The organism is Cyclobacteriaceae bacterium, from assembly GCA_013141055.1.
Lineage (GTDB): Bacteria > Bacteroidota > Bacteroidia > Cytophagales > Cyclobacteriaceae > ELB16-189.
Genome location: JABFRS010000002.1, coordinates 569,536 through 585,743 on the forward strand (window position 1 = coordinate 569,536; position 16,208 = coordinate 585,743).

The 16,208-nt window shown below is 41.5% G+C and carries 15 protein-coding genes; 3 read left to right on the forward strand and 12 right to left on the reverse strand.

Annotated elements, in window-relative coordinates:
- Positions 1-5 precede the first annotated feature (5 nt).
- From HOP08_17025 to HOP08_17080, 12 genes are all read right to left on the reverse strand, one after another.
- On the reverse strand, positions 6-1,034 hold the full coding sequence (locus tag HOP08_17025) for an SDR family oxidoreductase (GenBank protein ID NOT76635.1): 1,029 nt from the start codon (positions 1,032-1,034) through the stop codon (positions 6-8).
- A gap of 2 nt (positions 1,035-1,036) precedes the next feature.
- On the reverse strand, positions 1,037-2,161 hold the full coding sequence (locus tag HOP08_17030; GenBank protein ID NOT76636.1) for a hypothetical protein: 1,125 nt from the start codon (positions 2,159-2,161) through the stop codon (positions 1,037-1,039).
- Between the two features lie 27 nt (positions 2,162-2,188).
- A complete protein-coding gene (locus HOP08_17035) occupies positions 2,189-3,382 on the reverse strand; it encodes a glycosyltransferase (GenBank protein NOT76637.1) in 1,194 nt (397 codons plus the stop codon).
- Complete coding sequence (locus HOP08_17040) at positions 3,379-4,284, reverse strand: NAD-dependent epimerase/dehydratase family protein (protein NOT76638.1); 906 nt, start codon at positions 4,282-4,284, stop codon at positions 3,379-3,381. The genes HOP08_17035 and HOP08_17040 overlap by 4 nt, the downstream gene beginning before the upstream one ends.
- Positions 4,281-5,072 (reverse strand): hypothetical protein, encoded by a 792-nt coding sequence (locus HOP08_17045; protein ID NOT76639.1) that lies wholly within the window; start codon positions 5,070-5,072, stop codon positions 4,281-4,283. The genes HOP08_17040 and HOP08_17045 overlap by 4 nt, the downstream gene beginning before the upstream one ends.
- 6 nt (positions 5,073-5,078) lie before the next feature.
- Positions 5,079-5,690, reverse strand: a complete 612-nt coding sequence (locus tag HOP08_17050) for an acyltransferase (GenBank protein ID NOT76640.1) — start codon at positions 5,688-5,690, stop codon at positions 5,079-5,081.
- Positions 5,687-6,928 (reverse strand): ABC transporter ATP-binding protein, encoded by a 1,242-nt coding sequence (locus HOP08_17055; protein ID NOT76641.1) that lies wholly within the window; start codon positions 6,926-6,928, stop codon positions 5,687-5,689. The genes HOP08_17050 and HOP08_17055 overlap by 4 nt, the downstream gene beginning before the upstream one ends.
- Before the next feature lie 2 nt (positions 6,929-6,930).
- Complete coding sequence (locus tag HOP08_17060) at positions 6,931-7,749, reverse strand: ABC transporter permease (protein ID NOT76642.1); 819 nt, start codon at positions 7,747-7,749, stop codon at positions 6,931-6,933.
- 39 nt (positions 7,750-7,788) lie between these two features.
- On the reverse strand, positions 7,789-10,188 hold the full coding sequence (locus HOP08_17065; protein ID NOT76643.1) for a polysaccharide biosynthesis tyrosine autokinase: 2,400 nt from the start codon (positions 10,186-10,188) through the stop codon (positions 7,789-7,791).
- A gap of 11 nt (positions 10,189-10,199) precedes the next feature.
- On the reverse strand, positions 10,200-11,033 hold the full coding sequence (locus HOP08_17070) for a polysaccharide export protein (GenBank protein NOT76644.1): 834 nt from the start codon (positions 11,031-11,033) through the stop codon (positions 10,200-10,202).
- 183 nt (positions 11,034-11,216) lie between these two features.
- Complete coding sequence (locus HOP08_17075) at positions 11,217-11,771, reverse strand: winged helix-turn-helix transcriptional regulator (GenBank protein ID NOT76645.1); 555 nt, start codon at positions 11,769-11,771, stop codon at positions 11,217-11,219.
- Between the two features lie 310 nt (positions 11,772-12,081).
- A complete protein-coding gene (locus tag HOP08_17080) occupies positions 12,082-12,585 on the reverse strand; it encodes a UpxY family transcription antiterminator (GenBank protein ID NOT76646.1) in 504 nt (167 codons plus the stop codon).
- Between the two features lie 89 nt (positions 12,586-12,674).
- On the opposite strand from HOP08_17080, the gene HOP08_17085 reads away from it, so the two are divergent.
- Genes HOP08_17085 through HOP08_17095 form a run of 3 tightly spaced genes read left to right on the forward strand, consistent with a single transcriptional unit; the run spans position 12,675 to position 16,136 of the window.
- Positions 12,675-15,104 carry a penicillin acylase family protein gene (locus HOP08_17085; GenBank protein NOT76647.1) on the forward strand — a complete coding sequence of 810 codons (2,430 nt, stop codon included), beginning with the start codon at positions 12,675-12,677 and terminating at the stop codon, positions 15,102-15,104.
- Positions 15,101-15,439 carry a hypothetical protein gene (locus HOP08_17090; GenBank protein ID NOT76648.1) on the forward strand — a complete coding sequence of 113 codons (339 nt, stop codon included), beginning with the start codon at positions 15,101-15,103 and terminating at the stop codon, positions 15,437-15,439. The genes HOP08_17085 and HOP08_17090 overlap by 4 nt, the downstream gene beginning before the upstream one ends.
- Before the next feature lie 46 nt (positions 15,440-15,485).
- Positions 15,486-16,136 (forward strand): hypothetical protein, encoded by a 651-nt coding sequence (locus HOP08_17095; protein NOT76649.1) that lies wholly within the window; start codon positions 15,486-15,488, stop codon positions 16,134-16,136.
- The last annotated feature ends 72 nt before the right edge of the window (positions 16,137-16,208 follow it).

Below are 16,208 nucleotides of genomic sequence, written 5' to 3' on the forward strand. Positions count from 1 at the left end.
AATTGTTACATGATTTTTCCATCATAGGATAATCCCTTGATCTTATTATCCCAAAGCAGTAATGACTTATACCACTGCAGTGTATAACATGTCGGATCATCCGGATCGAGTATTCCTCTCTCCAACGCTTGCTTAATCTCAACGATACCTTCATGCACCTGGATCTTCGGTTTGAAACCCAATGCTTTCTCTACTTTATCAAAACTTACGTTGTACGTCCGCTTGTCAACATCATCCGGGATCACATGGATCTTTACATTCGGGATCACATCCAGTACAAACTGAGCGAGTTGCTTGATCTGATAATTCAGTTCAGAGCTTCCGATATTAAATGTTTCACCGCCCACTTTATCTGCCGGAGATTCCAACATCAGTGCAAAAGCAGCTACCACATCGTTCACATGCACGAACGGGCGCCATTGCTCTCCTCCTCCCATCACATAAATCACACGCTCCCGCCACGCACGAAGGGTCATAATATTGATCGCCAAATCAAATCGCATGCGCGGAGCCAGACCAAAGATTGTTGCATTTCGCAGAATAACTGTACAGAAGTCTTTTGAGAAAAGCTCCGCCAGCACTTTTTCGATTGCTACTTTGCTCTTGGCATATTCAGTTTGTGGTGACAAAGGATCCGTCTCCTTAAGAGCTCCTTTAGAACCCGCACCATACACACTTGCCGAGCTGGCGTAGATATATCTTGCTACTCCGTTCTTCTTCGCCTCACGCGCAAAACGCTCAGACCCTTTATAGTTGATGGATATCGTCAACTCAGGATCAATTTCGGCCGAAGCATCATTGCTCAACCCTGCCAGATCAATCACTGCATACACATCTTTAAAGATGGAAGTGCTGCAGTACCGTATATCCTCTTTCAGTATAGTTAGATTGGGATGCTTCGCCATTTCCCCCAACTTATCCAAGCCAAAGAAAAAACGGTCGAGTGCTATCACCTGAAAGTTTTTGCTCAACAGAACCTGGCACAAAGGAATACCAACATAACCGCCTGCACCTGTTACAATGATCTTTTTCATTTCTATTTTTTAAAATAATTTTCTACAGTGGTAAATAAATATACTAACTCCTCTTCACTCATCACAGTGTGAAGCGGAAGCGATACGATCCTGTCTTTAATACTATTGGTGAGTGAAAGATCCTGCTCGCGATACTTTCCCTTATAAAAATCCAATGTATGATTAGACGTGTAGTAGCGGCGAACAGCAATGTTATTTTTCTGCATGTATTCCACAAACGCTGTTGCCTCTTCCTGAAGCACGATCGGGTAATAGAGATAAGTACACACAACATTCTCCGCGACATGCATGCATTTCAGCTTACCCTTTTCTTCCAGGCCGCCAAAGAATGACCGGTACCTCTTAACATTCTCAAACCTGCTATTGAGGATAAAGTCAACCTTCTCAAGGTTCTTCAATCCAACCAGCGCAGAGATCTCCTGCATTTTTGAATTGAGTCCGGGTACGTCAATATTTCCTCTTATTTTTTCATACTGACCATAATCACGCAAACGAATCAGATAATCCTGGATGGTCTGGTCATTCACAATATTGAGACCGCCCTCCATGGATGTGAATATCTTCGTAGCGTGCAGACTGATCATCTCACTATAGCCGTATGCACATGGGAACTTGTCCTTGAATTTAGATCCAAAAGCAGGGGCATTATCCAGAATTAAAACAAGTTTATTATCATTAGCAAACTTTCCCAGCACCTCAAGGTCAGGTAGATTACCATACGCACCTACGGCGATGATCATTTTGATCTGGGATGAGTCGACTTTAAGTTTCTTTACTGCAAGGGTAAATGTCTCATCAACATCGCAAAAAACTGGCTTGAGATTATTTTGTACAATGGCATTGATTGTCCCAGAAAAAGTAAATGAAGGCACCAGCACTTCGAATGTCTCATGTGGACCAACTCCAAGCTTATGCTTCCATGCCTGTATCAGGTGATACAAACCCATTTCACCATTACAGTAAAGAGTAGGCCGCAACGATGCACCAAAAAAATCCTGAAGCTTTTCTTCGAATTTCCTCACATGAGGAGAATTGTTCGTTACCATACCCGTTTGCAGCACGACTTTTAGCTCTTCAGAAATCTCGTCCAGTGACGGTAGGAAAGGTTTTACTATATTAATATTCATAAATCCTGTTATTATAAGTCAGAGTACTTAGGCTGAATAATTGGCTATGCTCATAAAGTTCTCTCCAAAAGCCCTGACATTTGATTCATACTGTCGCAGGGCGTTTTGTTCAATTTCGAGTTCTGGAAACTGCCTGTCAACATTCTTTTCATATGCTCGCTGCAATACAACAGCAAGATCTTCCGCATTCATAGTCTGAAAGAAATATGGATTATTCGGATCCTGCTCTTTATGAACATCAATATCAGAAAGCACAAGTGCCTTACCTAATGCCTTAGCTTCTTCCACACATGTACTCCATCCCTCATGCATGGAAGGCTGTACCAATAACATCGCCATCCTGTACAGTGCAACCTGATGCTCACGTGGGATAAGACCCAAAAGAAAAAGCTGGCTCCGGATTCCGGTACGGGTTATAATTTGAAGTATTTCATTGGTAAACTCCATTTGAGTGTGATTGACAAGATTGCCCGTGCATACGCAGATAATCACTATACCCTTTTTCCTAAGTATCCCCAGCGCTTCAAATAAAGTTTTATGATTCTTAGTGGCCCCAAACAGATTCGAGACCATGATATATTGCCCCCCAAGACCGTAAGTATCTCTCACCTCCTGAAGGTTTTCATCATTGAGATGTGCCCTGTTAATATAAACGGTGAATGGCATCACATGAGACTTCCCTTTTATTACAGGAAACAATTCAAAGCCTTGCTTTTCGCAATACTTGCTGCTTAGAATAACTTTATCTGTTTCCTTTGCAATAAGGCCTATTACTCTTTCAGCAGCAATGGTAGTTTCCCGGTTATGCCCTTCAGGATAATTGTAATATTGAAAATCAGCGATCCATGATCCGCTATTTAATTGTTTACCACAAGAAGAAAGCGTTGCAGGATAAATAAAATCAAATCCTTGTGACAGGAAATAGTTCTCAGATTGCGGATTAATTCTACCAAACAACTTACGTTGCAAAAACCAATAGATACGATTCGGGAGTGTAAACGCAGGAAGGACTTTTTCCAACGAATGGATGGTCAAACTAATCTTTGTAAAATTCTCAAGATTCTGAAAATGTTGGTGTTGTCTCTTGAAAAGATGAATCTCAAATTCATTTTGATCTGAAATAGTATTTATAGCATGCAAAATATTCGTTACATATTGAATACCTCCTTGCCAGGCTGAATCACCCACCGCCATCAGTGCGATCTTTCTTACCTTTTTCATTCTCTAATCTTTATCAGCCACTCAGCCAATTCCTGTAATCCCTTTGAAACGCTCACCTGTGAATTGAATCCAAGCACCTTTAATTTCGAAATGTCAGCACGCCAGTTTAGTGGATCTCCTGGCCTGACAGTATTATTAAAATAGTATTCTCTGGTACCGTCAAGAGCATGAAGAAAAAGCTCGACAGCTTTTTTGATTGTTGTCTCCTCTCCCGTCGCAAGATTATAAACCTCCCCTTGCATTGGTGCATTTCGCAAGATGCAATCGAGGGCATGAATCATATCATTGATATAAATATAATCCCTGCTTTCATTTCCGGTTCCATGCAATTCTATTGATCCCTTATTACCAAGCGTCTTTTGATAGATATCCCAAAACATCTGCTTCTTAAGGCCTGGTCCATAAACTGAAAATGGACGAACCACTGCGGTGTTCAGGGTAAATATCTTCGTATACTCTTTACACAACTGCTCAGAAATAAGCTTGTGCCATCCGTATGGTGATAAAGGAATCTTCTCATCGTCCTCCTGTATTGGCAATCTTACAGGATTACCATAGACCGCAGCACTTGAAATATGAATGTATTTACAACCAGGCTGGTGCTTTCGGATCGCATCCAGTACTCTAATAGTGTCGAGACTGTTTGCTTCAAAGTCAAGCACCGGATGAGTCATTGAATACGGAACGTTTCCGCTGCCGGAGGCATTGATTACAGCATCAAAAATTTCTGCCGTAAAAATCTCATCAAGCTCCGGGGATAATCTTGAAACTTTAGTATAGGCATACTGCTGAAGTGGTTGTTCAAACAAATCCGCTCCTGCAACATTATGATTATAGGAAAGGAAAAATCTAACGCAATGGCTTCCTATAAAACCTTCCGAACCTAAAATTAATATCCTCAAGGTTTGAAGATTATTCCCTGTCCTGTAGGGATGTATAAAATGTTAACACCTTTCTCCAATGCAAAGGCATCAAATGCCCTCTTCTGCACAATATGTGACGGAAAGCCATAATCATCGAGAATCATGACTCCACCTGGTACGATCTTATCCCAAAAATAATTTGCTGCAGCGATCTCCGGCTCTACAACATTCATATCGATTGATAAATAACATATTTTTTCAGCTGTACATTGAGACAACGTGCCGGGAACGGCACCTTTGATCACTTTAACAGGGAATGGTTTGAATGTTTCAACCACTTGATCGTAAACATTCTTGTAGCTTCCGAGATAACCGCCTACTCCAGACTTGTGTTCTTCTGCCGTCACCTGCTCAGGAACCAGGCCCTGATAAGTATCTAACAGGAAAAAGGTCTTTTCTAATTTCTCGAATTGAGTGTACTCAATCACTGCTCTAGAGTATGCGCCAGTATTTACTCCGCATTCAACAAAGTCTCCCTCAAGCTTTTTCACCATTTCTGCAAGTGTACACACAATGTAAACTCGCCAGGGCATATTGAATCCTTCCCATGGGTTGGTCGCCTCTGCAGTTTTATATGCCGCTTTGAATTTTGGATAATTAACAAAATCACTGTTGTTACTTGTAATGACTCCATCGGCCTGAAAAGTTACCGGTCCCTGAAAAACACGCGGGAGAAACTCAACACCAGGTTGGATCTTTTTGATGTTATTAAAGAACCAAGAGATCCTCCAAAGTTGATTCTTAATTCTCCTCGAAATACTAGCCATTTAAAATTAGTTAGAATTATGTATAGCTCGAAGTGGATTACCCGCTACGACAGAATACTCGGGCACATCTTTTGTTACTATCGATCCAGCACCAATGATTGCACTCTTTCCTATATGAACCCCCTTTAATATTATAGAATTGAAGCCAATCCACACATCATCCTCAATAACAATCTCTTTCGCTTTGAGATCGTACTCTTTCATATGTCCATTGTAAGAATTTATGAAATCCTCGTGCCTGAGTTTATCATCGGTCGGATGAGAATTGTTATCCAGAATATTAACATTGTGAGCAATCATGACCCTGCTTCCAATATAAATACCTTTTGTAGATGTTATTCTTGAGAACTCACCAAAGCTGCAATTGTCTCCGAAAGTGATCTTTCCACCGAAAGGCAATACAGTAAGTGCTCCATAAATATGACAATTTTCACCGAGTGTAATTCTTGATTTATCGTTCGAAAAATTATTGAGAGATGATCCTGAATAAAAAACAGTACTACTCTTAACCGTTGAATTCTCCCTGATTCTTAAATTAACTTTTTTCTCGTACTCCGCTTTGCCAACGGAAAAAATTCTTTCGCAAATTCTCAAATAAATATTCCTAATCAGATTCATTTTACAATCTCATGATTCATGAAAAAGTTTCCATATGAATTCCCATGATACATTGCCATTTTTGATCCAGTCTCTTCTATGGTAACCGGGCATATCATTTCAACCAAATCATAAACGTTACTTGGTGTAAATATTGCTAATCTAAAAGCATATGTATTGGGAGCAATGACACTTGCAGGAAGTTTAACTAGTATACTAACATTCTTTGCGCCATCATAAAAATCTTCAAGACTCTCGACGAATGTAGAAAGATTCTCACCGTTTGTATTTTGAAGGGTAAACGAAATTTTTGCCGACTGATCAAATGCCTCCACTGAAAGCAATGCCTTAATGAAAATACTTTCATCAAACTGAAAATTTTCAGAATTCTTGCCGCTTCCCGAAACTGTTTCGATTCGCTCAAAGAAGATAGACTTAGATTGACTTTTCTCATCTGCTAAATAGACATTCGACATTCCGTTGCTATTCAACATGTATTGATCGATCACTTTACGTGTTTGATCAAATTGCACAAGCCTGCCCTTCTCTAATAAAATCGCCTTCTGACACAATTGGTTAATAACACCCATATTATGACTTACAAACAAAACAGTTCTTCCCTGGTTCTTACTAACATCCTCCATCTTCCCTAAGCATTTTTTTTGGAATGCAGAATCCCCTACCGCCAACACCTCATCAACAATCAATATTTCAGGTTCCAAATGTGCAGCCACAGCAAATGCCAATCGAACGTACATACCACTACTGTATCGCTTTACCGGAGTATCTAGAAATTGTTCAACCTCGGCAAAAGCAACGATCTCGTCGAATTTTTTTCTAATCTCAACTCTGCTCATACCGAGAATGGCGCCATTAAGAAAGATATTTTCACGACCCGTCAATTCGGGATGAAAACCTGTTCCAACTTCAAGCAAACTTGCTACTCTACCGGTTATTTCAATTCTGCCTTTGCTTGGTTCTGTTATACGACTTAAAACTTTCAACAAGGTCGACTTTCCCGCTCCATTTCTGCCGATAATTCCAATACGATCTCCCTGCTGAATCTCGAAATTCAAATCTCTTAAAGCCCAAAATTCCTCCTTTGTTGTAGAGGGTTCCTTCTTATTAGATGAAAAAGAAAATAAGCTCTTTGCCCTTTGAGCAATAACATCTCTTAACGAAGTATATCGTTCAGCCTTTTCATGTGTTATGAAAAAACTCTTCGATACATTACTGAGTGTTATGGCTGGCTCGGGCATAGTTAAATATTATCCGCAAAACTCTTTTCAGTCTTCCTGAAATACCAGATACCAAGTACAAGAAAAAATGCTGTGACGGAAATGGAAAGTATAAATCCGGGTATGTATAATGGATCGCCAATTATACACCAGCGAAATCCGTCAACAACTCCAACCATCGGATTGATAGAGTACCAGATGCGCCATTTCTCAGGAACAATACTGCTTGAAAAACCAACTGGGGTAACATACAACCCTATCTGAACAACGAATGGAATAATATATCTGAAGTCCCGATACTTGACATTCAATGCGGTTATGTATAAACCAATACCCAGAGATGCAAGCAAAGACAAAACAATGAAAAAAGGCAGCATCCAGACATTGCCAGACGGAATAACCTGATAATAGATCATCATTACAACAAGAATACCAAACGAGACGGCAAAATCAACAAGGCTGGTAATGATCGAGCTGGCCGGTATGATCATGCGTGGAAAATATACTTTCGAGATAAGGTTAGTATTACCAATCAGACTATTGCTGGCCTCCGACAATGCAGTGGAAAAGAAATTCCATGGAAGCATTCCAGTGAAAACAAGTATGATGTAAGGATATTGAGGAGGAGCCCCAAGCTTGGCAACTTTATTGAACACTACAGTAAATATCAAAGTTGTAAGCAACGGACGAAGTATGCTCCACGCTGCTCCGATAACCGTTTGCTTATAACGAACCTTAATGTCGCGCCAGGATAGAATATAGAATAATTCTCTGAAGACCCAGAGATCACGCCAATAGTTTTTTTCAGCTCGCCCCGGCTCTATAATGACCTTTACACTCAATGTAATATCTGCGTTTTAGAAAAATCTCTGCAACAGATCTTAGCTTTCTGTATAATAGCCATCACCATCATTCTTCTTTCCTTTTTTCGATCTGATACCATAGCCATATCCGTAACCATAACCGTATCCATATCCGTAACCATATCCGTAACCAGGACCAGAACGATAAATATCATTAAAGACAATACTGATGTTCTTTACTTTACCAGAACCATAGTGGTCCTGAGCAGACCATAGAAGATCCTTCGGAGTATGATCCTGTCTGACAAGGAAAATGGTATGATCTACATAATCGGAAATCGCAAAGGCATCCGTTACGATACCCATAGGAGGAGTATCAATGATAACATAATCATAATTCTCCTTTACGATTTTCATAAATTCTACCATGCGCTTGCTTAACAAAAGCTCAGATGGATTGGGGGGCACAGGTCCTCCACTAACCATGTCCAGATTAGGATAATCAGTTTTTTGAACCACCGCATCGAATTCAGCGATTCCTGCAAGATAGCTGCTTAACCCTACATCATTGCTCAAACCAAAATCCATAAACAATTTCGGCTTTCTCATATCCGCTCCCACGATTAAGGTTCTTCTTCCTGACAACGAGAAGATCGAAGCAAGATTGATAGATGTGAACGTCTTCCCTTCACCACTAATAGAACTGGTGATCAGAAATACAGCCTTGTCATTCTTACCTGTAAAGTAAACCAGGTTGGATCGCAGCGCTCTGAAGGATTCGGAGATCGATGACTTAGGGAATTTAAGAACTTCAAGATTCAAGCTTCCCTTCTTGTGACCAATTCCACCAATAAAAGGAATGGCAGTGATCTTCTCAATGTCTTCCCTTGATTGCACCCTGGTATTGAACAACTCCATGAGAACAAATATCAAAACAGGAATGCCAAGCCCCACAATAATTGCATATAGATAATTGCGTGAAACTTTTGGAGTAATGGAACCACCCGCCAGCATGGGAGGATTCACAACAATAATATCCGATGTATTGGAAGCCTTGGATATTTCAGCCTCCGATTTCTTTTGCATCAAGAACACATATAGATTCTCCAGCAACGAATAATTTCTCTGAATAGAGATCAACTGTCGTTCTGCCAATGGAAGATACCCGATTTGCTTTTCAGCATTCGCGATCTGTTGATTCAGAAAATCCATCTTTATCTTGTCAGTCGACTTCAGACTCTCGGAAGATTCAACAAGTTCCCTTTTAAGTTCCGCCAGTCGATTGAGCTTACTGGTAACAAGGGGGTTGACCGACTTCTCACGATCAATGTATAACTTGATCTCTAACTGAAGATCAACGATCTTCATTACAAGAGCCGAAATGACAGGATCCGAAATTCCCATCGAAGATGGCAATATGATCTGATCCAGATCTTTACTCTCTGAAATATATTTCTTCAGGTAAGCATAATACTTATCCTTGATCATTAATTCTGCCTTCTGAACTTCCAAAGCCTCCACTTTATTATAAATGCTTTGAGCTTCAACACCCAGCTCCTTTCCCCCGGTGGAGGTTCTGTTATTTCTCTTGAATTGCTGCAACTGACCTTCAAAGAGCTTTAGTGAATCCGATATATTAACCAACTGACTCTTGATAAACTTTACCGTTCTGTCGGCTGTCTGGTTTTTCTTGTCCAGATCATATTGCTGATAGCTTCGGATCAGGCCACTTATAAAATCAATCTCCTTTGCGATCGTTGGCCCGTTAACATCGAGGTTGATAACTCCCGACCTTTCTTCCGCCCATCCAACATTCAACTTACCTACATACTCAGAGGCAACAGAAAAAGGATCGTTGATAACAAGCTGATAGGTTACATTCAGATACCCATCAAAAGATCGTTCTGGTATTTTTGCTACAAGAATTGTGTTATCATCAAACACGATAGGCTTCCCAATACTGAATTTCTGAGATTCCAATGAACCCATATAACCCAGGGAAAAAGTATTTTCATCAACTAACTTAAAAATATAGCTGGCTGGATGAGAATGAGCAGGGTCTACTGTAAGATCTGTCGGAAGGAGATGGTAGGATTCTGTCGTCAGCACATAACCCTCCCTGTAAAATGAAACCATAAAATTCAATTCCTGCACCACATTTTGAATGAGTGGATAAGATTTGATAATGTATGGCTCATTTAAATAATTTCTGTATTGATCGATCAGAGCATTCTTATAAAGCAATTCCGCACCGCTGGTCTCTTCCCGCTCACGAATAATGATGGATGCCGTGACCGGATAAATCCGTTGTGTATATCGATTGTTATAAAATGCAATGGCCAAAGTAACACCAAGACATATCACAGTAATGTACCAATATTGAAGAGCGTGAAAAGCAATACGCTTATAATCAATAAGACTTTTGTGATCTGAGTCTTTAATGCTCAGAATCTCTTTATTGTTTTGAATTGCAGCCACTGGTTGGAGAGTTATTTGTTCAGGGTAAACACAAGAAGCAGAAGAGATACAGCTGAAAGCACTAGAGAAATATTTTGTGCCGAGTATTTTCTGTAGGCGCGTTGCTTTAACGCAGGAACTACCAGCACGTCATTCTGATAGACATAGTAATAAGGTGAGTTAATGAAATTCTCATCCAGCAAGTTTAAGTACACTACCTCCGTCTTGTCCCCCTTTTGTCGAATCAATTTAACATCGCTCTTGTCAGCAATATCCGTTAATCCTCCTGCCAAACCAATCGCCTCAAGCATACTGATCCGATTGTTATTGATAGGTATCACTCCCTCCCTGTTTACCTCTCCTAAAAAAGTAGCACGATAATTTAACAATCTTACTTTCACAATAGGTGATTCAAGATACCTATTGGCAATCACCTGAAGACTGTCCTGAGCCTCGAATACCGTAAGACCAGATACCTTGACTTTTCCAACCACCGGAAATGGTATCAACCCCTCATCATCGACGATATCTCCCAGCAACAGTGCTCCTCCAACAAAACCTCCACCGGGTAGCTGTGCATTGTTACCACTCGAAAAGAAATCAAACTCCTTAGGTGTCAAACTCTCGAACCTCACTGAGAGGATGTCATTTGTTTGAATTTTATACTCGAAGCCTTTCACAGAATACTCTCGCATAACTGAATCGGATGGCAGATTCGAAACATTAACGTCGTTCTTCTGCATCATCTGGTACTTACGATTCGTAACACAGGAAGAGGCTGCAAGCAAAATTACAACGGCAGCAAAAATTCGAAGATCAGACACTCTTTTAAAACGGCTCAATCTTGGGGGGATTAAATCAGGCATTAGGTTTTTTTGCTTATAAAAGGGGCGAAAATTAGACAAATCCATTGACACTTTTGGCAGACCAAATGAACATGAAGTAATTCAAACCAGCGTCATTCGGTAACCTATCCATTTTCTTACAGCTTCGCCTCCTCAGTCCCAGGTAACAGGATGAGCAGGCTCAATAAGTGATTTTTCCCGGAACTACTCCGGCTTATCTATATTCCATAGCCACAGTGCCTTGTCAGCATTCAAATGGCCTTTATTCTTCTCAAATTCATCGCACGTAAGCACCAGCGTACGCACTTTTCTGCTGATCAGCTTCTCTACCTTATCTACACACTGCTTCAGATACTCCTGGTCGATGTCGCCCACAATGATCAGATCAATGATTCCGCTATCCCGGCCCTCCGCATAGTCGCCCGTGATCAGAGCCATTTGCAGCTTGCCCAGCCTTTTCAGCAGTTTCTGGATGACGTCGTCTATGATCTTGTCGATGCCCAGGTACTTGTGGACAAGGGTCTTCAACTCATTATATAAGGGGTGCTGAATGTTCGCCCGGTAGTAGATAGAACGGCCTTTCTCCTCCGTAACAAGATAACCAGCCTTGGATAAGTTGTTGAGTTCTAGCCTGATAGAATTAGTTGATTCACCGAACTCTTTTGCCATTTCACGCAAATAAGCCGATGCACTGCTGTTCGAAAAGAACTTGAGCAGCATCTTAACACGCGTTTTTGAGGTAATTAGCGAGTCCAGCACGGCGCGAAATTAGAGAAAATTGGATGAGTAATAAAACTACTCTATATATAATCTGAGGCTAAAGTAACCCCCCATTACGATGGCTTTTACTTAGAAGAATACAGGAACATGAACACTCACGGATATAAATGGCTTTTGCGCTGGAAAATGGATTGACACGGATGCAGATAAATTGAAAAGCATTCATCAGCAAAGCTAATATTGGGTAGTACGGTTTATTTGAAAGCACCATCAGAAGTAACAGTGTATTTATTTCTTTATCCGTAAATCCGTGATCCCTGTTTCCTCCAGGCTTTTCCGTCCTTGGTTTTCAAACCTTCCTCAACAATAACCCGCTCACTTCCACCCTGATAGCCTGCCCCAGTGCTTCCAAAATCACAACGAACTTCTCCTTCCCCTTTCCCGACACAAATCCCTTCAACCCCTTCATCGGTCCGTCCATGACTTCCACTTCCTCTCCCTTCTCAATATCATCTGCCGGCAACGCCTCTATCAGTAGTCCGGTTTCAATAAAACGGATGATGGCCTCGAACTCCTTTGGATGTAAAGACGCCGGCTTGCCCTCCTGCCGGATCGCCCACGCCACACCCGGGATCTCCAGTACAGAGCTGATCCTGAATTCAGGAACCGACACGAATATGTAGGAATTGAAAAGCGGTACTTCGACTTTCTTCTTGCGGTCACTCCACTGACGCATTACCTTCTGCATGGGAAGGAATACCTCAAAGCCTTTCTTGCTCAGCACATCACGGACCTTTTTCTCCTGACGACTCTTTGTGTAGAAAACAAACCAGGGATTGGAAGAGGTGGTCATCAGTGACTTGTAATGGAAACAAATTATGCCGAAAATTAGATAATATTTAAGAGTCCAGCTTTTAAACTTTCCGCCCCCCAGCCTTCCCTATGAAAATTGTAAAAGTCGCTGTTCCGCTCATCATCACGTTAGCATTGGCCTACGCTCTGAATCGCAGCTGGAATTTCGGATCTCCCATTCCTCCCCTTGGAAAGTTCCTCGATCCCTTCCATGGTTTCTGGCAGAATGCTGAACCTTCCAAACCCGTTGACCGGAATCTTTCTATCACCGGACTTACCGCACCTGTTTCTGTTTTATATGACAGCGTGCGCATACCACACATCTTCGCTAAAGATGACAATGACCTTTATACCGCACAGGGATTTGTAACAGCATCCGATCGCTTATGGCAGATGGAATTCCAGACACATGCCGCCGCAGGAAGAGTCTCTGAAATTGTAGGGAGTGCCGCACTTGACTATGATCGTCGTCAGAGAAGACTTGGAATGGTCTTCGCCGCCAAGCGTGCTGTGGAAGTCATGGAGACTGATCCCATCAGCAAATCAATCGTTGACCACTACACGGCTGGTATCAATGCCTATGTTCAATCTCTTGACTACGAAGATTATCCATTCGAATATAAGCTGCTCGATTACGCACCTGAACCCTGGACCAATATCAAGTGTGCATTGCTTCTCAAGAACATGGCGCAGACTCTTAACATGGGTGAAAAAGATCTGGAGATGACCAACGCATTGTCTCTCTTCGGAAAAGAAACACTGGATCTTCTTTATCCTGACCGTGAGCCTGTCGGTGATCCCATCGTTGACAACACCGGCAAATGGAAATTCAAACCAATTGTCATGGACACATTGCCAATGGCATTACCTTCCGAGCTGATCTCACAAAAGCCATTGGATCAGTCGCCACCCGATGTGGGAAGCAACAACTGGGCAGTGAGCGGTTCAAAGACTGCATCCGGTTCGCCGATACTATGCAATGATCCTCACCTTCTGTTAAACCTTCCATCCATCTGGTATATTATTCATCTGAACTCTCCTACGGTCAACACCATGGGAGCTTCTCTTCCTGGTTCGCCTAACGTGATCAGCGGGTTCAATGATTCCATTGCATGGGGCGTTACCAATGCACAACGTGATCTGGTCGACTGGTATAAAATTCAGTTCAGGGATAATGCAAAGAACTCCTACAGAAGTGACGGCGACTGGAAGCCTACTCAGAAAGTCATTGAAAAATTCCTTCGCAAGAATGCAGAGCCATTCTATGATACTGTAACCTATACGCATCATGGTCCGGTGGTCTTTGATGAAAGCTTTCACCAGGAAAGTGAATCAGCACATTTCGCCTTCCGGTGGATTGCACACGATCCATCCAACGAGATGATGACGTTTCATAGAATGAATCGCGCAAAGAATCATGGTGATTACATGGCAGCGCTGGATCTTTATTCAAGTCCTGCCCAGAACTTTGTCTTTGCTTCTGTCTCCGGCGACATCGCGATGAGAATACAGGGGAAATATCCTGTCAGAAGAAAGGAAGAAGGAAAATTCATTCTTGATGGAACACTGACTTCACAAGAATGGAAAGCATTCATTCCCAACGATCAGAATGTGATGTATAAAAATCCGGAACGTGCCTTTGTCAGCTCTGCGAATCAGTATCCGGCCGATTCTACTTATCCCTATTATGTAGGAGCTTCTTCTTACGAAGCGTATCGCAACAGAAGGATCAATAAAGTGCTGTCAGAACTGAAGGGCATCACTCCTGCCGACCTGATGAGGCTTCAGAATGACAATTACAATCTGAAAGCAGCAGAAAGTCTTCCGCTTTTCATCAGTTCACTGGATCAAAGCAGTCTGAAAGAAAACGAAAAGAAAGCATTGCAGATTCTACAGTCGTGGGACTACTATAACAATCTTGAATCAGAAGGTGCTTCATACTATGAAGCATGGTGGGATGCTTTGTCCCCGATGATCTGGGATGAAATGGATAGCGCTCATGTTGCCATGCGGAAGCCAACGACGTTCAATACACTCTGGCTGATAAAGAATAAGCCAACACTCTCCTTCTTTGATATTATCTCCACACCTGAAAAAGAAACGGCAACCGAACTTCTGAGAAAAGCTTTTGTTAAGGGTGTGAATGATATAGAAGCGTGGAAAGAAAAGAATAAAAAAGATCCACAGTGGGGAGTATTTAAAGATGGAGTGATCACACATCTCCTGCGACAGGAAGCCTTGAGCTACCATATTATTCATGGTGGCAATCATGATATCGTCAATGCGCATTCAAAGAATCACGGACCATCCTGGAGAATGGTGGTGAGTCTTGAGAAAGCGGGACTAAAGGCCTGGGGAGTTTATCCGGGAGGACAAAGCGGCAATCCCGGCAGTCCGTTTTACAACAACATGATCGAACCGTGGACAAAGGCGAAATATTTTACGATGCACTTTGTCTCTTCACCGGAACAACTTAAAGGCTTTCAATATTCTAACACTCAATTATCTCCCTCGAAATGAACTTCCTGAAACAAACACTCTTTACGATTGCACTTTGCTTTATACTTCAGTATTTCCTTCCATGGTGGACGCTGATCATTGGCGCGATGGCGGGAGGATATGTGTTTGGTAAGAGTGGATGGATCTCTTTTCTGTCGGGATTGGTAGCCGTAGGCTTGCTGTGGTTTGCCACGGCTACAATGATTGATCTTCAGACCCAATCGGTGCTGACGGAGAAAGTCGCGCGTATCTTCCCGACCAAGACACCGGCATTGCTTTTTGTGCTTACCTCCTTTATAGGAGGATTACCGGCAGGGTTTGCCGCGTTGACGGGGACGATGATGAAGAGGAGATGATGGGGATAAGTATTTGTAAATAATTGAACTGCATAATTTGGGTTACTTGAAACATATATCAATCGGATTGATACTTATCCTTCTGAGCTCTTGCAAGGAGAAAGGTCAATTTCTTGACAAGAAGTATGAAGGCTTTTGGGCAGGTACTTACTGGACATATGAGTTCAAAAAGAACGGACGGTTCATTTTCAAGTCCGAAGGACATTACGGAAATGTCGAGGATTCCGGATTTTATTTTGTTGGCGATAGTTTAATACTCCTCAATCCAAGTACAGACTTTTATGCTCTTGATGAAGCATTAAAAACTCGACTCAAAATTATTAACAACAGCTGTATTCGGGATTTTGATAGCAACTATTACTGTGTTGTAGTAGATACGATTGTTCGATTGAGTGAGCTTGAATTGACTTTTCAAAACAGAGTGATCGAAATTGTAGATACTTTACAAATAGTTAAAGATGAGAAGGAAAGAGTTGCATCATATTATCACGACAAGGAAGAACTAAAATTTAAAGTAATGTATGATGGAATTATCGTGATTGATAATCTCGAATTTCATTCATTCAATTTATATCGTTATGACTTAATAGAAGAACAAAAATATTATTTAACTTTTCTGGCGACTAAGAAACCTTTTGAAATATTTCAATTAAATGGTAATTCAACAAATAGGTTAAGTTTGATCTATACGAAGTAGGGAAAGATTGAGTAAGGAGTGGAATTTTTTCACTCTGCAAAGATAAACTTGAGTTTGATGTCCAATACAAGA